Consider the following 17,022-nt stretch of genomic DNA (forward strand, 5'->3'; position numbering starts at 1 on the left):
TATATATTAACTTAATGTTCTCAGCGTATGACTTACCGGAAAATTATTCTAGTATAGCCATTCCTGTTAGTATTAATTGTTGAGCATGAGAGGCATTACCAGCATGAGGAGGTCTTCATTTTCTTCTTTCTCGGAAGGTTTGAGAATACCTGCTTTGGTTGCAGTGGCCAGTTCCACGGAAATTTCGTCGCCTTCAGCAGCGTTGAGCATCTCGATAAGGAATTTGGCGTTGAAAGCGATCTGCATATCGTCGCCGGTATACTGGCAGCTCATGCGCTCGTTACCTTCAAAGGAGAAGTCAACGTCCTGGGCAGACAGCTGCAGTTCACTGCCGGTGATATTCAGTGCTACCTGGTTGGTGCTCTTGTTAGCGAATACGCCTACACGTTTCAGGGCGTTCTGGAAATCACTTTTTACCACAGTGAGGCGGTATGGATTATCCTTAGGTATTACCACTTTATAGTCAGGGAAACGTGCATCGATGAGGCGGCAGATCATCTGAGCGCCATCATGTTGTACGAAGAAATGGTTCTGGCTATAGGAGATTTTTATTTCAGAGTCGTTGTCCGGTACTGCGGATTTCAGGAGGTTCAGCGGTTTTTTAGGAACGATGAAACTGTCTGCACGCGGGCATTTCACATCTGTTCTCACGTATTTGACCAGGCGGTGAGCATCTGTGGCAACAAAGGTGAGGCTATCGGTACCGAGTTCGAAGAACACGCCGGTCATAGCGGGACGCAGGTCGTCGTTGCTAACGGCAAAGAGTGTTTTGTTGATAGCTGTTACCAGGCCGGTAGCGGTCATGGTAAAAGATGTGGTGTCGTCAGCAGCAGGTTCTTTCGGGAAGTTTTCAGGATTTTCACCCATTACTTTGTACTTACCGTTGTCTGAGGTGATTTCCACCGCATAGGAGTTAAGATCAATGTGGAAAGTGAGGGGCTGGTCCGGCAGGTTTTTGAGAGAATCCATCAGGATTTTTGCCGGGATACAGATCCGTCCGTTTTCCTTTGCTTCTACCTCCAGCTTCACGCGCATCACGGTTTCCAGATCAGTAGCTACTACGGTCAGCTCGTTTTTTTCAATCAGGAACAGAAAATCCTCCAGTATCGGCAATACTGTGTTGGAATTGATTACCCCGCTGATCTGTTGTAATTGTTTTAATAAAGTAGAGGAAGAAACAATAAATTTCATGGTCTATATAAGTTTGCTTGTCATTCTTGCTTAGTTGGTACCTGTACGTCTGTCCTGTCCGTTCACATGATACCTGTATAAAAGGTGTAAATGTAATGTAAAACAAAGATAGAAACTTTTGTTATTCTCCCGAATTTCATCACATCTTATACACGTAAAGGTAACCGGTTTTACACACGGGGGATGAGGATTGAACATATTTTGAATAAATTTAATGCTGAATGGATGAAGCAAAATGCCTGGTTTGATTGGATGAAATTTAATATTTTGTGCATCAATTTGATTGTTGTAAAAAGAATTGACCTATTCTTTTAAATTATGTTCAAATCGGTTACTTTTGCCGCGCGAAAAATTTATTCAAAAACAATAAAAAAAGCAGGTTATGAAACTGTCTCATTTAGCCGAAACATTGATAGGCTCCGAAATCATCAAGCTGGCAGCTGAGGTAAAGGAGAAACAGGCGAAAGGCGAGAAGATCTACAACTTCACCATCGGGGACTTTGACCCGAAGGTATTTCCTATTCCGGTTGAATTTGAACAGGAAATCATAACTGCCTATAAGGAACACCTGACGAACTATCCTCCGGCAGATGGTATTGCTGACCTGAGGCAGGCTGTAAGTGAGTTCATTTCCTCCAGGGAAGGGCTTACCTATAACCCTGCAAACGAGATCGTGATTTCCTGCGGCGGCCGCCCTATTATCTACGCTACCTTCCGGGCTATCGTAGACCGCGGTGAGAAAGTAGTATATGCTACTCCTTCCTGGAACAACAACCACTATACGCACTTCCTTGAAGCGGAACACGTAGTGCTGGAAACTACTCCTGAAAATGATTTCATGCCTACGGCGGCTGAGCTGAAACCCCTGCTGAAAGGTGCTACGCTCCTCGCTCTCTGCTCTCCGCAGAATCCTACCGGCACCGCCTTCGGTAAACAACAGCTGGAAGAGATCTGTGACCTCGTGATTGCTGAGAACAAAAGCAGGAGTGCCGACCAGAAGCCGCTGTACATCATGTTCGACCAGATGTACTGGGTGCTTACCTTCGGCAATACCCATCACTACAATCCCGTTCAACTGCGTCCTGAACTGAAAGACTATACGATCTTCATTGATGGTATGAGTAAGGCGTTTGCTGCTACCGGTGTAAGAGTGGGCTGGGCGCTGGGTCCCGCACACCTGATCGGTAAAATGAAGTCCATCCTCTCCCACGTAGGTGCATGGAGCCCGATGGCTGAACAGAAAGCTGCCGCCCGCTACCTGGTACAGACAGAGAATGTGGATAAGTACCTCCAGCACTTTAAAGGCGAAATTGAAGAACGACTGGTTAAAATATACGAAGGCTTCGATAATCTGAAGAAAGCAGGTCATCCGGTGGAGGCTATCGCGCCGCAGGCTGCTATCTATCTCACCGTGAAACTGGACCTCGTTGGTAAGAAAACTGCTGATGGCACTGTATTACAGGATCAGGCAGCCGTTACTTCTTACATCCTCAACGAAGCCAAACTGGCACTGGTACCATTCTATGCTTTCGGCGCCGCTAAGAATTCACCCTGGTACCGCCTCAGCGTTGGCACCTGTGTGAAGGAAGAGATCCCGGCTATGTTCGAGAAACTGCAAGCCGCCCTCAGCGTGATATCATAGTAATATTATTGATTCCCCACTGCGGGAAGATAAAGGTGTATGGCCCGTTTAGATTGAGTTCTAGACGGGCCATACGCATTTTATGATACTATTCTCCTTCTTCCCCGCCGGACATGACCATGTTACAGTACTGAGTTACAGTACTGATCAGTACAGGAATACCGGAGTATAGGCGGACTTGATGCGGACATGATATGGAGGTAAGATACTACCATAGGTCATTATTTTGACTTTTTGACTTTTCTCATTAAAAAGTTAAATGCTTGTTAAATGCCGAATACTTATGAATTTTATGGAAAATGGTACTAATTTTGACCTTGAAACAAAAAAAGTCAGAAAGTTAATGCAGGCAGAGAACAAAGATGAAATGCGGGACAAGATCCTGGAAGCCGCACTGCGGCGGTTCACTCATTATGGCGCCGCCAAAACGACCATGAATGAGATTGCCGATGATCTGCATTGCTCAAAAGCATCGTTATATTATTACTACCCTGATAAGAATGCAATGCACATAGCAGTATTGCAGAAAATTGCGGAATCGTTTTTCAGCGAAATGGAAGAAGAGGCGCGCAATGTTAAATCCGCCACCAGGGCATTGGAACGGATCATAGAAATAAGAGAAACCTTTCTGACTAAATTCTGCCGCCTTGAGATCTTCAAGATACTGCAGAACCCATCTCCCACCATTCTGGAAGAGATGGAAAAAGCAAAGAAAAGAGAAATAGAGATTCATACACAGGTTATAAAGGCTGGCGTTCAGTCAGGTGAGTTTAAGGTGAAGCATCCGGGTAAGACAGCAGAGTTGCTGGTGCTGGCCGTCAATGGTCTGCGCTTCTCGGTACCGAACCATGTAAGGCCTGACATGGAAATGGATGATGAGCTGTTTGCTGAAATCATAGACAAACAGAAACAATTACTGGAAATATTTATTAAAGGAATGAAGGCGTAAATACTGCAATCATGGTAGCTCGGCAAAGGATACTGGAAACGGCGTTAAAGATGTTCAGGATATATGGGATAAAAGGTGTTACCATGTTTGATATAGCCCGTGATTGCGGTATTTCCAAAAAAACAGTATACGAGCATTTTTCAGACAAACAGGCGCTCATTGATGAAGGCATGCAACAGTTGTTGCAGTCTCATACAGACTTCTTTCAGCATGCGATTGAAGAAGCCGATAACGCGATTGATGAGCTGGTGCGGAGTATGAAGTATATTACCGGTATTGCCAAAACACTGAACCCGGTTATGCTCTTCGAGATCCAGAAGTATCATCCGGAAACCTGGAGTACCATCGAAAGGTTTAGAGGAAATTGTATCCTTTTCGGTATCAAAGAAAATCTCAAACGAGGTATGGCGGAAGGTGTATACCGCCAGAATCTGAATATAGAAATTGTTGCCCGTATGCGCCAGTTACAGCTGGATGCTGCCTTTGACCCGGTGCAGTATCCTGCGGAGAATTTTGAAATGCACGAAGTGATGGAACAGGTGACAGCGCATTATATTCTGGGAATAGCTACAATAAAAGGACATAAACTGGTAAATCAGTACCTACAAATCAAAGAAGAAGAATAACATCAAATTTATGAAGCGATTAAAGTTAACGCTTATCCTCATGTTGGGGATAGGGGGGTACCATGCTGCTTATGCTCAGGCGCAGCTCACGCTCCAGGAGGCGTTGAAGTTTGCCCTGAACAACAATAAACAATTGGCCAGAACCAGGATGGAAGAGGACATGGGGAAGTTTAAAACACAACAGGTACGTTCTCAGGCTCTTCCACAGGTAAATGGAAATGCGAGCTATACTGATAATATAAAGCTGGCGCAGTCGCTGATTCCCGGAGACGCTTTGGGAAAACCTGATAGCTCCATATTGCTCACCTTTGGCGTACAATATCAGGCTACTGCCGGCGTGGAACTGAACCAGGAGATATTCAACCAGGCTGTATTTACCGGCCTCAAAGCTGCTAAATCCGGTGAGGAGTACTACTCATTGCAAACGCAGCAGTCTGAGGAAAGCGTTATCTACAGCGTATCACAGCTGTATTATCAGTTGCTGGTTACACAAGAGAAGATTACTACTATCAACAGCAACATTGAAAAGCTGAACCAACTGGTGACAGCTACCAAGTCTCAATACGATAACGGTCTGGCCAAAAAGATAGACCTGGACCGCATTAAAGTGAACCTCACCAACTACGTTACACAGCGCACACAATTGCTCAATCAGTACGCCATGCAGACCAATAATATGAAACGTATGATGGGCATGCCTTTGCAGTCGGCCTTTACGGTGCCCGCTGCATCGCTTAAAGAGATAGAGAACAAAGCCGCCGGTGTACTACAGTACGACGATATGAACCTCTCTGGCAGAACAGAATACAAGCTGCTGAAGAAACAGGAAGAACTGCAGCTGTTACAGAAGAAAGCATACCAGGCAGAATATTATCCTTCGTTATCACTCTTCGGGCGCTATTCCTATAATGGTATGAGTAAGCAATTTGTGTTCTCGAAAGATCCAGGCAATGCTACCTTCTGGTATGGCGCCGCGGCTGTAGGTCTTACGTTGCGTATTCCCATCTTCGATGGTTTTGGCCGCCGCTCTAAAGTGAGCCAGGCAAACGTAGCACTGCGCCAGATAAACAAACAACTGGAAGATACTGAGTTGTCGCTGAACACAGAATATGAAAATGCCAAACTACAGGTAAGAAGTAATCTTTCTACCATCAGCACACAGAAAGAAAATAAGGACCTGGCCAATGAAGTGTATTATTCTACACAGAATAACTACAAGCTAGGCCTCGCCAGTCTCACTGACCTGCTCAATGCTGAAACTTCGCTCACGGATGCACAGAACAGCTACAATGAAGCACTGCTGCAATACAAGCTGGCAGAGCTGGACATCATCAAGAGCAAAGGCAGCCTGAAACAACTTCTTAACTAATACGTATATACGAAATTAAATACACCCTGCGCATAGCGCAGCGACCTAAACACACAAACGATTTGCAGATGAAAAAATTTATTATCTGGGGCCTGGTAACTGTAGGTGCTGTAGTACTGATCCTGTGGAAGCTCAACGCTAATAAAAAAGCCAACGCAGCTAAAACTGAATTTGTAAAAGAAAGCAATACAGGAGAAGTACCGGTGCTGGTGCAGAAAGTAACCCGCAACGATTTCTCACAGGGGTTTCTGGCTAACGGCAACTTCGCTCCTATCCGTGAATTGACTTATCTCGCTGAAACATCCGGCCGTATCACCAAGCTGCTGATAGATGAAGGCAGCATGGTAAAACAGGGGCAGCCCATTGCCTACATCGACGGACAGATCGTAAATACAGACCTGGAGTCTGCAAAAGCCAACCTGCAGCAGCTGAAAATAGATAAAGAAAGATATGAAAGCGCATTTGAAACCGGCGGCGTTACCCGCAAGCAGGTGGATGATGCACGCCTTCAGTATGATATTGCCAAAACGCGCTATGAGGCGGCCAGCCGTCATGTGAGCGATACTTATGTAAAAGCGCCTATCTCCGGCGTGATCAATAAAAAATACATAGAGCAGGGAGCTTATCTCTCTCCGGGTACAAAAATGTTTGACATCGTGGATGTGTCCAGGCTGAAACTGGCGGTGGCTGTACCTGAAGCACAGGTGGTGCAGCTGAAGGAAGGACAGAAGGTGAACGTGACCTCCAATGTATATCCTGAAGCAAATTATGAAGGCACTATATCCTTCATTGCTGCCAAAGGCGACAACTCACTGAACTATCCGGTGGAAATGGTGGTGAACAATGTTGCCGGTAAACCGCTGAAGGCTGGTATGTATGGCACTGCGCATTTTGAATCACCGGAAACAGACAAGGCTATATTCATTTCACGCACGGCTTTCGTGGGGGGGGTGAACAGTAATGAGATATATGTGATGGATGGCAAGACCGCCAGGAAAAAGAAAGTAGTGGCAGGCCGCATTGTTGGCGACCAGGTGGAAGTAAGGGATGGGCTAAACGAAGGTGATACCGTGATCACCAGCGGTCAGATCAACCTTACAGATGGGGCAACGGTAACCGTACAGGGCGCCGGCAAGTAAATAAATATAGTATCCGGTGTTTGAACAAATTTTTGCGACATGAAGATTACTGAAGTATCCATAAAGCGGCCTACCATTGTGGTGGTGGTGTTTACCATCCTAACCCTGCTGGGGGTTATGAGTTATAAATCGCTGAACTATGAGCTGCTGCCCAAGTTCAGCTCCCCGATCGTCACTATTTCCACGGTATACCCGGGAGCGTCTCCCAATGAGGTGGAGAGTACGATTACCAAGAAGATTGAAGATGCGGTGGCGTCAATGGAAAAGATTAAGAAGATCAGTTCCAAATCTTCCGAAAGTCTTTCCGTGATTACCGTTGAATTGAATAACGATGCCAACGTGGATCTCGCACTGCAGGACGCGCAACGTAAGGTAAACTCCATCCTGGCCGATCTGCCGGGTGATGCGAAACCGCCTTCCCTCAATAAGTTTTCCATAGATGACCTTCCGATCATGACACTGTCCGCCACTGCAAAGATGGACGACAAGCAGTTTTTTGATCTCGTGGACAAGAAGCTGCAACCCATCTTATCCCGCTTGCCAGGCGTGGCGCAGGTGTCGCTGATCGGTGGCCAGGAGCGTGAGATACAGGTGAATGTGGACCCTGCAAAACTGCAGGCTTACAATATGTCCATCCTTCAGCTGCGTCAGATTATCACCAACGCCAACCTTGACTTCCCTACCGGTAAGATCAGGAACGCCAAAGAGCAAATCCTCATCAGGCTGGCAGGTAAATATAAAAATGTGGACCAGCTACGTAACCTGGTACTCACCACAACGGCAGACGGTACACAGGTGCGTCTGAAAGATGTAGCAGATGTGCAGGATGCCCAGAAAGATGCGGAACGTATTGCCCGTGTGGATGGCGTAAACGCCATTGCGCTCCAGGTACAGAAGCAGACAGACGCCAATGCTGTAACGGTGAGTGAGGAGATGAAGAAGACGATCAGCCGTATTGAAAAGGACTACGCAGCGAACAGCCTGAAGATACTGGTGGCCAATGACTCATCAGACTTTACACTGGAATCAGCTGACTCTGTGATACATGACCTTATCCTCGCAGTAATACTGGTGGCTGTGGTGATGTTATTATTCCTGCATAGCATACGCAGTGCGCTTTTTGTAATGATCTCCATCCCGGCGTCCCTGATCGCTACTTTTATCGGTATGAAGCTGATGGGCTTCTCTCTCAACCTGATGTCTTTATTAGGTTTGTCGCTGGTGGTAGGTATCCTGGTGGATGACGCCATCGTGGTGCTGGAGAATATATACCGGCATATGGAGATGGGGAAGAACCGTGTACGCGCGGCTTTTGACGGTGTGAAGGAAATAGGGTTTACTGTTACATCCATTACATTGGTAATTGTGGTGGTGTTCCTCCCGATCTCTCTGACTAACGAGCTGGTGTCAAAGATCCTGCGTGAGTTCTGCGTGGTGGTGATGATTTCCACGATGCTCAGTCTGTTGTCTTCCTTCATGATTGTTCCGCTGTTGTCATCCCGCTTCGGTAAACTGGAACATATAACAGGTAAGAACTTTTTTGAGAAATTCATTCTCTGGTTTGAAAAGCAACTACAGCACTTCACTGTATGGATGACCGGTATGCTGAAGTGGGCGCTGGCGCATAAGCTCGTCACTATTATTGTTTCGGTAGGATTACTGATTTCTTCATTCATGTTGATTGGTAAGGGTTATATCGGTGGAGAGTTTATTCCGAAAGGTGACCGTGGCCAGTTCATCGTGATGCTGGAGATGCCGAAAGATGCATCTGTAGAGCAATCTAACCAGGCTACCCGCAAGGTGGAGCAATATCTCAGCAAGAAATCGGAGATCACCAGGTTGATCACTACTGTGGGCCAGACCAGTGAAGACGGTTTTGGTACCTCACAATCCACTGCTTATAAGGCAGAGATTACCGTAATGCTGGTGGACCCGGAAAAGCGCAAAGATGCCTCTGATATTTATGCCGCTAAGATTAAGAAGGAGCTGAAAAGCATATTGCCTGGTGTGAAAGTGAAGACGACGGATGTGAGTATTCTTGGTACCGCGGAGAGAGCGCCGGTGGAACTGATCGTGATGGGCTCTGAACTGGATAGTGTAATGGCTTTCGCCAGAAAAGCGATGGATACCCTGAAGAGAATAGATGGGGCCAGTGAAGTGAAGCTGTCAGTGGAAGATGGTAACCCGGAGATTAATGTGCAGGTGGATCGTGATAAGATGTCGGCGCTTGGCCTTACCCTCGATCAGGTGGGGGGCACCATGCAGACTGCTTTCAGCGGTACTGCCGATGATGCCAAAGTGAAATTCCGCCAGGGTGATTACGAGTACGATATCAATATCCGCTTTGATGATTTCAACAGAAAAAATATTCAGAACGTTTCCAATATCCAGTTTGTGAACAACCAGGGGCAGTTGATTAAACTGTCGCAGTTTGCAGCGGTGACGGAAGGTTCGGGCCCCAGCCACCTGGAACGCAGGGATAAGAATACCTCTGTATCTGTACAGTCGCAGGTAATGGGACGCCCTTCCGGTACCGTGACGCAGGAGTTTGCAGCGCGGTTGGAAAAGATGGAGAAGCCCGCAGGTATCAGCTTTGTATTTGGCGGTGACGCAGAGAATCAGGGCGATTCCTTCGGTACACTGGGTGCAGCGTTACTGATTTCTATTGTGATGGTGTATCTGATTATGGTGGCATTGTACGACAACTATATTTATCCTTTTGTAGTTTTGTTCTCTATTCCGCTGGCTATTATCGGAGCATTGCTTGCACTTGCCCTCACCAACAATACGCTCAACATCTTTACCATTCTGGGTATGATCATGCTGATCGGTCTTGTTGCCAAGAACGCGATCATCCTGGTTGACTTTACGAACCAGATGAAAGAGCAGGGCCAGAGCACTTATGACGCGCTGATTCACGCGAACAACGCACGTCTGCGTCCGATCCTGATGACTACCATTGCGATGGTGATAGGTATGCTACCCATTGCGCTGGCAACAGGCGGTGTGGCCTCTACCAAGAATGGTCTGGCATGGGTGATCATCGGTGGACTGATCAGTTCCATGTTCCTGACGCTGATAGTGGTGCCGGTAGTTTATATGATAGTTGACAAAATAATGTCGAAATTTGGCATCGGAAAACTGTCGACCAAGCGCTATATCAGGCAGCGCATGGTGGCTTCCTATGTTGAAGTTCCTTTGAATGATCTTCATTCGAATTAAGATATTTTAAAGAGATGTTACTAACAGTGTAACAGTTGTAGGTTTAGGTAAATGGCCGGGATATTCATGTCCGCGGCCTTTTCATTTTATGATTTTTTTATGTTGTTATTTGGGTATTTGAAATGCGGCGAAATCGTTTTATTAACTCCGCTGCGTTTCAAATATCACAATAGCAACATAACTACATAGCAACATACCTTTGATTTTAACAATTATTTCTTTTAATTTCATAAGTGTTGTTGATGGCCCCGGGTTTAATTTTAATTCAAAAAAATCGTCTTTATGAAACTTTACCTTACACTGCTGGGCAGTTTGCTGCTTCATTTTTCAACACAAGCCCAGCATAGTATCAATGGCTTACAGAGCCCCGAGAGTGTTGTGTCCTACAAGAATGGCTATTTTGTATCTAACATCGGCCCTAAGCTAGAGCCTTTAGCTAAAGATGGCGACGGTACTATTGCGTGGATTAACGGAGAGAAACTAGTCACCCTGAAATATTTTGATGATACGTTGAATGCACCCAAAGGGCTGGACATTATCGGAGATATACTATATGTGGCAGACATTGACCATCTCAAAGGATATGATATCAACAGCCGTAAAAAAGTATTTGACCTTAACCTGGAAGGTCAGGCTGGCCTGCTGAATGATGTGAATGCTGCGAACGACAGTATGGTATTAATATCAGACACGTTTAAGGGAAATGTGCTGATGGTGAATGTGCGTGGCGGTAGCTATGAAGTGCTGAAAGGAGATGTGCCAGCTGCCAATGGCGTACTTTATGATCCAAAAACAGATATAGTGTATCTCAATACTTCTGGTCCCAACTTCGATGGTAACGGTAAGCTGTATGCAAAAAAACTATCTGACAAAGAAGCTGCCTTCACTGCCGTAGAAAACTCTCCTACGGGGCTTTTCGATGGTATTGTGTTATTGGATGATAACCGCATTGTGCTGTCGGATTGGATCACTGTAAAGAACCCCACAAGTGGCCGGCTTGTAATATATGATCTGAAGACAAAGCAATTTACCAGCATGGATGTCAAACATGGTGCTGCTGACATTGCGCTGGACAGGAAGAAACACATGCTGTTGCTTCCGCTGCTGCCGGATAATACACTGGAAATAATGCCACTGGCCAAGATCGGCCACTGACTGCTATTTGCGCGCTAGTAACAACATATGGGAATCAGGGAACCGCATCGGCTCTACGGTGCGGTTTTCGTTTATGCGCAGCAGTTGTACCTTCCCTTCCAAACGGTTCTTTACAATCCACTCGTTGCGGTAAGCATTGGAAAGGTTGTCCAGTCTGAAGCCGGCTTCTTCCAGTGCGGATTTCCAGTCGTTGAAATTCCAGAAGCAGAAGGTTTCGTGCATTTCGCTGAACCAGTTGTCGTGGTAATCTTTTTTGAAGAGGAACTCGCAGGCGTCCTGCATGGATAGTTTGCAATAGGTATTATCGTCGATGGTAACCCACTCATGAGGCAGGCGGTAGCCTTCGTGATGACGGAAATCCTGTGCAAAGCGTTTAAACAGTGCGGCGGTGGAGAGCTTCCCGAGCCATACCGCCAACTCGTGGGTGCCGGGGTTTTCCGGAGCGGGCAGGTCGTTCTCGCCGTCATTAGTATTGAGCCACAGCAATACGGTTTCATTCCTGTTTTCGGGACCTACAACGTCTCTGTTGATCCATACGCCGCCGGGTACCAGTTCCTGATAACGGTTATGTATAAACGCAATGAGATCTTTTCTGCTGCCGTATGATTCAATTTCGTGGGTCAGGGAGGAGGTGTGTATGGTGTTCATGCTACCGGCTTCGAAAACGAGGCTGGTAACTGCATTTTTCTGTGCAAAGAAAACGGAAGGATTGGCGAATTCGCGATTATGCTTACGTTGCAGGCATACATCGTAGAGGTGGCGCGATACTTCAATACCGTAAAAATCGCATTCATGGAGGCGGTCGTCTTCACAGCCTATTTTGATCCATGAACCGGCGGCGCAGCCAATATCCCCGATTTTTCCGGGTTGTATATAGGGGGCGGTTTCGCGGTACTTCATTGCAGCAATATCGTCCATCTGCTTCACGTAAACACTGTAATCCCGGGTAGCCGTAAGGTCGCCGTCAGCGCCAATGATAGGGTCTTTGAGTATCTGTTGTACCTTCTCTCCTATGCTATACAGCGACCAGATATGAAATGCCGCAGGATGCATCTGATCGAGGACCGTTTTATTTTTCCGCCACTCGCCTTCCTGTGCAATCAATTTCACCACATCCCAGGGCATAGGTTGTGTGAACGTATTGGTAACGGGGTCCAGCTCTGCCGGGAGTACACGGAAGCCACGCTTCAGATACATCTCCTTTACAGAGGTAGAGCAGATCACGATCGTATTATCAGGAGTAAGGCTATGCACACTTTCACTGGAATGGCGTATAGTCTTTACCGTATATTCAGAAAAGTCGGGGATAACACCCACGTCATCGATACCGTATACATACACCGGTACGTCCAGAGAGTTGGAGAACTCCTGTATCACCATCGCGCGGATATAGAATGGAACCGGGTTACGTTTGGTACCAAGGTGGTTGGCAGAGGTGACTGCGAAGATGATACCTTCAACAGTCTGCGCTTCCAGCGGTAGGCCATATACGTCTTTTTCTCCTTCGAGATTGCATTTGATCAGGCGGTTCAGGTATTTGAACTGAAAATCTGTAAGCAGGTGGTGACGGCCGGGAATAAGTAAATACATGACATGAAATTAAGGAAAAAACCCTCCTGCAGCGTATACCTGCGGAGGGAGGGGTAAAAACCTGGAAGAAATAAGCATCTCTTTTATATCGCGACGGTTTTGCGCACCTCTTCAAAGGTGTGGCTTTGGGTGACTATGCCGTTTTCAAATACTGTTGTGAGGAGATCTGGTAATTCAGGGGCATCGTTGACAGCAAGTGTTTTGAATTCCCCGTTTTCCTTTACTAATTTAAGTTTGCCGGCTTTTGATTTTTTGAAGGAAGTACGAAGCTCCCCGTTTTTATCCATCTCCACTGGCATCTTCTGTACATTGATACCTTGGCCATTCACTTCGGCATAGGAGCATTTAAGTGCGAACTCCTGTGTATCTCTGTTGACACGCTGCAATAATGCACCTCCCATTCCGAGCACGAGGTTTTCAGCGCTGATACCAGCCTCTTTCAATGCAGCAAAGATGGGCGGAATAGATGAGTAGCTGATACCATCGCCTTGTATCACACGAACCTGTGGTGGCAGTACCTTGTAGCCTTTTTCATTGACGGTGTAGCCGAATGTTTCCATGAGGATGTTGAAGATCGCCAGCAGCGTTTGTACAGGATCGCCGCTGTCGGGGCGGATAACGAGGGTACCGTTTCTGCTGAGAATCTGTTCTTTCAGTGCGTCACCCCAATATTCTTTGCATGCTCTGAAGATGTTGTAGGAATCGGACACGCAGGCGATCGTGCCGGTAGGGAAAGTATTGAGCACATGTCTGAATATGTCCAGCTCTCCTTCTTCACCGAGCAGCGTACAGATGGAGTGTTCTGTGGCGGGGATAGAGAGGCCCGGAGCGGTAGCAGCCTGATAATATCTTTTTGCAAATACAGAGCCGGGGATGGTATCACTGCCTGCAAAGCTGATGAGATGCGCGCTTCCGCCGATACCTGCGCTTTCTACTGAGCTGGCGCCCCGAAACCCGAAATCGTTCAGTACGAAGTCGATTCCTGCAAAGGCTGCTTCGCTGGCTGTTTCATCATAGTATTGCTTCACTACCTTTTTGATCTCACGTGATACAGAAGCAACTGTACATGGGTACCATACCTGCATCAGCAGTGTTTCCAGGAAGTTGGTGAGCCAGAAACATTCAGGGTCGGTATTTTCAATGGTCATCAGTACATTTCGTACAGGCACCACTGTGCCTTCAGCTACCGCCTTGATGCGGATGGGGAGTTTACCTCCATATTTGTTGATGATATACTCAAAGCGGCTGCGATCGAAGACATCGTTACGGCCAAAAACCTCCAGCAGTGTGGTTTCCGCTTCGTCGAGCTTTTCTTTTGTGATGACAACGCCTTCCAGGTATTCTTTTATGAAATATTGTAATCCATAGAACACTGTTTCATTGAATTTGCCTCCGCGGCTTTCCAGGTAAGAGTAGATGAGCTGTGTGCCTGGGATGTATAATTTGTGGTGAGAGTATTTGTATGCGTCAGCGAGGAGGATGAGATTTTCCTTTGTCATAGCTCTGAGTTTTTATCTGTTAGCATATTTCTCTGCCAGTTTTTCCAGCAGGGGGATGTGTGTATCATTGATTTCACCTTTGACAATCATTTCCGGTATATCCGTTACCGTTACCCAGCGAAGTTCTGCGAGATCGTCTCCTGGTGTGGGTTCACCGAAGAGGAGGTCTGCGCTGAACAGGGTGGTGATGATTTTGTTTGTTTCGTTGCGATAGCGCCAGTCGTTAACGCGTAGTGATGCTACGTAGGTCATGGTGCTGGTTTCCACCTGTCCGCATTCTTCCCGAAGCTCCCTGGCGGCGGCATTTTCAAAGCATTCATCGGTGGGGTCTGAGAAGCCGCCGGGCAGGCGCCAGCTTGTTTCGTTTGGTTTGCGGCCGAGCAGCAGTTGTTGTTTGTTGTTTTTGAAGAGGGCGATATCTACCGTAGCATATACTGACGGGAAGAGGTTGTAGGTATTGTAGATGATACCTGCGCGGAACTCTTCGGTGTCGAACACCTTATCAGATATGGCTTCGCGCATAGCTGTGGCGTTGTAATCCTTTACGGGAGGCAGCGCTTCCGTAGGGTATTTGCCCTGATAGGTGACCATGAAGCTATCGCGGCTGCCGTAGAGGACAAATGTTTCGTGTGGGAAATTGGTGTGAAGCAGTTCATCTAATTTCCTGGACCATACGATATCACTTTTCTGATCACTGAGCGGTAGTACGATCACTTCCGGAAACTGTTGTTTGATCATGCGTTCACGTGTATAGAAATCGAGCGGGTTTTTGCGGCTGCCTTTTACAGGACTTACTCCCAAGATGATCAGTATGCGGTTGTGTTTCTGCTTTACCTGCCTGATCAGCGCCAGGTGGCCTTCGTGGAGGGAAGGTGTTTGAAACCTGGCTATGATTACCCCTGTGGGCTTGGTGATTTGCATATCGGACAATTAATTTGTGTAATTGTTACACAAATATATAAAGGCATTTTATATTGCCAAAATATTTTCTGTAAAAAGTACACAAAATGAAAGATGAGAATAAAGCAGATGCACGATAATAATATACATCTGGATACGACCTTTAATTTCAGGTTGTTTTTAATTTCATTAATTTTTTCAAGGCGGCAGCAGCCCTTTCAGGAGGTATAATAATCCCTTCGATGCGGAAAGAAGCAACCATATCTTCCACTATTTTTTCTTTCAGCATTATTATTCTTTTTGTAGAAATCAAGTCTGGTTTCTTTTTTACTAGTGGAATTCATTTTATATAGGTTTTCAAAAGTATTATTCCTATATCTCAAACATCATCCCTTCTTTCTTCAATTTAAAATATTGTTGTTCATCAAAACTATAAAGTTTTGCGGGGCGGCCTTGTGAAACCTGTTTTTGTTTTTCGCTGTGGGCGATTAATATACCCAGGTGGTTGATCTTCTTCTGAAAGTTGCGACGGTCAATAGGCCTGTCGAGGAGCGTTTCGTATAGTTTTTCAAGATCGGTGATAGGGAATTTTTTATCGAGGAGCTCGAAGCCGATAGGCTCATAACGGATTTTATTGCGAAGGCGTTGTACTGCTACGTTGATGATGGCGGCATGATCAAAAGCGAGGGAAGGCAGTTCCTTGATATTGAACCAGGAGGCATCTTCTGCGTCGGAGCTGGCGGCCAGCTTAAAATTGGTGGGATTGACCAGACCGAAGTAAGCAATTGACACTACCCTGCCGCGGGGATCGCGCTCCGGCAATCCAAATGTATAGAGCTGCTCCAGGTAATTGATATTTACGCCCGCTTCGGTCAGTAACTCGCGGGTAACAGCAGATTCCAGGGATTCATTGTCCAGTACAAAACCGCCGGGAAGCGCCCAGCTGTGCATATAAGGATCTATGGTACGCTTGATGAGCAATACCACAATGCCTTCTTTTGGTATATATCCGAACACAACCGCATCAACGGTTAATCTGATGTTTTGTTTTACTGGCAAGCTTCAACGGATTATTTTGCTTTAATGTATTGTTCTATCTGGCTGGTGCCTTTGTGTAAATTTATGAACAAAGGGTTTTTCTGCGGATCAAAAACGATGATGGTATTGGCTTCCCAGGCATCTTGCGGAGCGGGCAGCTCTATCATCACCTCCAGACCATTGGCCCTGCGGAAGAGCAAACTGTCTTTACCGGCAATGTGTGCTTTGAACTGTTGCTGGTCCAGGTAATCAGTGATCTGTTTCCTCAGCTGCAGCACAGAGTCCATCAGCGGACTGGCGGCGGGTTTGAACTCTCTGTATACGTAGCACTTCCCGGTGATCACATCATACGCTGACTTATCAACCTGGTGATCATTACGTGTAGGGTTACACGCAAACAGTGCGGCGGTAACGAGAATAAATGATATTATTTTTTTCATAATGTCTGCCGTGGTTTTGCGTCGCAAAGCAACACAATGAAGACGAATATACCAAAAGATGCACAACTAAACGCAGTGTAACGAGGACAAAAATAAATGCAGGCATCCCTGGAAAGGGCCGGAGATGCCTGCTGGTGGAGGGAAACACGTAGATGCCCTCTATGCTGCAACTATATGTTACTGTGGTATTGGGTTATTGATTGGGTATGCAATATTGATGTAGAGCGTGTTGGAGTATTTGGTACCGACTGATTCGTAGTAG

General features: G+C 46.4%; 13 protein-coding genes. 7 read left to right on the forward strand and 6 right to left on the reverse strand.

Features of this window, described 5'->3' with window-relative positions; genetic code table 11:
- Positions 1-72: 72 nt before the first annotated feature.
- Positions 73-1,191, reverse strand: coding sequence for a DNA polymerase III subunit beta (dnaN, locus tag VM802_RS15635; RefSeq protein ID WP_325532099.1), 1,119 nt, complete (start codon positions 1,189-1,191; stop codon positions 73-75).
- Positions 1,192-1,573: 382 nt separating this feature from the next.
- Between dnaN and VM802_RS15640 the strand changes: the two genes are divergently transcribed.
- From VM802_RS15640 to VM802_RS15670, 7 genes are all read left to right on the forward strand, one after another.
- Positions 1,574-2,833, forward strand: a complete 1,260-nt coding sequence (locus VM802_RS15640; protein WP_325532101.1) for a pyridoxal phosphate-dependent aminotransferase — start codon at positions 1,574-1,576, stop codon at positions 2,831-2,833.
- 283 nt (positions 2,834-3,116) lie between these two features.
- Positions 3,117-3,782, forward strand: a complete 666-nt coding sequence (locus tag VM802_RS15645) for a TetR/AcrR family transcriptional regulator (RefSeq protein ID WP_325532103.1) — start codon at positions 3,117-3,119, stop codon at positions 3,780-3,782.
- Positions 3,783-3,793: 11 nt separating this feature from the next.
- Positions 3,794-4,408 (forward strand): TetR/AcrR family transcriptional regulator, encoded by a 615-nt coding sequence (locus VM802_RS15650; RefSeq protein WP_325532105.1) that lies wholly within the window; start codon positions 3,794-3,796, stop codon positions 4,406-4,408.
- A 10-nt stretch (positions 4,409-4,418) separates the two neighbouring features.
- A complete protein-coding gene (locus VM802_RS15655) occupies positions 4,419-5,777 on the forward strand; it encodes a TolC family protein (protein WP_325532107.1) in 1,359 nt (452 codons plus the stop codon).
- A gap of 68 nt (positions 5,778-5,845) precedes the next feature.
- Positions 5,846-6,916: an efflux RND transporter periplasmic adaptor subunit gene (locus VM802_RS15660; RefSeq protein WP_325532109.1), complete on the forward strand. Its 1,071-nt coding sequence runs from the start codon at positions 5,846-5,848 to the stop codon at positions 6,914-6,916.
- 39 nt (positions 6,917-6,955) lie between these two features.
- Positions 6,956-10,138 (forward strand): efflux RND transporter permease subunit, encoded by a 3,183-nt coding sequence (locus VM802_RS15665; protein WP_325532111.1) that lies wholly within the window; start codon positions 6,956-6,958, stop codon positions 10,136-10,138.
- 282 nt (positions 10,139-10,420) lie between these two features.
- Positions 10,421-11,293, forward strand: coding sequence for an SMP-30/gluconolactonase/LRE family protein (locus VM802_RS15670; RefSeq protein ID WP_325532113.1), 873 nt, complete (start codon positions 10,421-10,423; stop codon positions 11,291-11,293).
- A 3-nt stretch (positions 11,294-11,296) separates the two neighbouring features.
- On the opposite strand, the gene VM802_RS15675 is transcribed toward VM802_RS15670, so the two are convergent.
- The 5 genes from VM802_RS15675 to VM802_RS15695 form a co-directional block, all read right to left on the reverse strand.
- Positions 11,297-12,883, reverse strand: a complete 1,587-nt coding sequence (locus VM802_RS15675) for a class I SAM-dependent methyltransferase (RefSeq protein WP_325532115.1) — start codon at positions 12,881-12,883, stop codon at positions 11,297-11,299.
- Positions 12,884-12,966: 83 nt separating this feature from the next.
- On the reverse strand, positions 12,967-14,382 hold the full coding sequence (locus VM802_RS15680) for a nicotinate phosphoribosyltransferase (protein WP_325532117.1): 1,416 nt from the start codon (positions 14,380-14,382) through the stop codon (positions 12,967-12,969).
- Between the two features lie 12 nt (positions 14,383-14,394).
- Positions 14,395-15,303 carry an NUDIX domain-containing protein gene (locus VM802_RS15685; protein WP_325532119.1) on the reverse strand — a complete coding sequence of 303 codons (909 nt, stop codon included), beginning with the start codon at positions 15,301-15,303 and terminating at the stop codon, positions 14,395-14,397.
- A gap of 351 nt (positions 15,304-15,654) precedes the next feature.
- Complete coding sequence (locus VM802_RS15690; RefSeq protein ID WP_325532121.1) at positions 15,655-16,341, reverse strand: NUDIX hydrolase; 687 nt, start codon at positions 16,339-16,341, stop codon at positions 15,655-15,657.
- An 11-nt stretch (positions 16,342-16,352) separates the two neighbouring features.
- Positions 16,353-16,760, reverse strand: a complete 408-nt coding sequence (locus VM802_RS15695; protein ID WP_325532123.1) for a hypothetical protein — start codon at positions 16,758-16,760, stop codon at positions 16,353-16,355.
- Between the last annotated feature and the right edge of the window lie 262 nt (positions 16,761-17,022).

This window comes from Chitinophaga sp., from assembly GCF_035538455.1.
Classification (GTDB): Bacteria; Bacteroidota; Bacteroidia; order Chitinophagales; family Chitinophagaceae; genus Chitinophaga.

Bases quoted from the DNA above. Each gene is read 5' to 3' on its own strand.
- VM802_RS15680 (WP_325532117.1), bottom strand. From the start codon at position 14,382: ATGACAAAGGAAAATCTCATCCTCCTCGCTGACGCATACAAATACTCT.
- VM802_RS15685 (WP_325532119.1), bottom strand. From the start codon at position 15,303: ATGCAAATCACCAAGCCCACAGGGGTAATCATAGCCAGGTTTCAAACA.
- VM802_RS15695 (WP_325532123.1), bottom strand. From the start codon at position 16,760: ATGAAAAAAATAATATCATTTATTCTCGTTACCGCCGCACTGTTTGCG.
- VM802_RS15650 (WP_325532105.1), top strand. From the start codon at position 3,794: ATGGTAGCTCGGCAAAGGATACTGGAAACGGCGTTAAAGATGTTCAGG.
- VM802_RS15655 (WP_325532107.1), top strand. From the start codon at position 4,419: ATGAAGCGATTAAAGTTAACGCTTATCCTCATGTTGGGGATAGGGGGG.
- VM802_RS15645 (WP_325532103.1), top strand. From the start codon at position 3,117: ATGAATTTTATGGAAAATGGTACTAATTTTGACCTTGAAACAAAAAAA.
- VM802_RS15675 (WP_325532115.1), bottom strand. From the start codon at position 12,883: ATGTATTTACTTATTCCCGGCCGTCACCACCTGCTTACAGATTTTCAG.
- VM802_RS15640 (WP_325532101.1), top strand. From the start codon at position 1,574: ATGAAACTGTCTCATTTAGCCGAAACATTGATAGGCTCCGAAATCATC.
- dnaN (WP_325532099.1), bottom strand. From the start codon at position 1,191: ATGAAATTTATTGTTTCTTCCTCTACTTTATTAAAACAATTACAACAG.
- VM802_RS15665 (WP_325532111.1), top strand. From the start codon at position 6,956: ATGAAGATTACTGAAGTATCCATAAAGCGGCCTACCATTGTGGTGGTG.
- VM802_RS15670 (WP_325532113.1), top strand. From the start codon at position 10,421: ATGAAACTTTACCTTACACTGCTGGGCAGTTTGCTGCTTCATTTTTCA.
- VM802_RS15660 (WP_325532109.1), top strand. From the start codon at position 5,846: ATGAAAAAATTTATTATCTGGGGCCTGGTAACTGTAGGTGCTGTAGTA.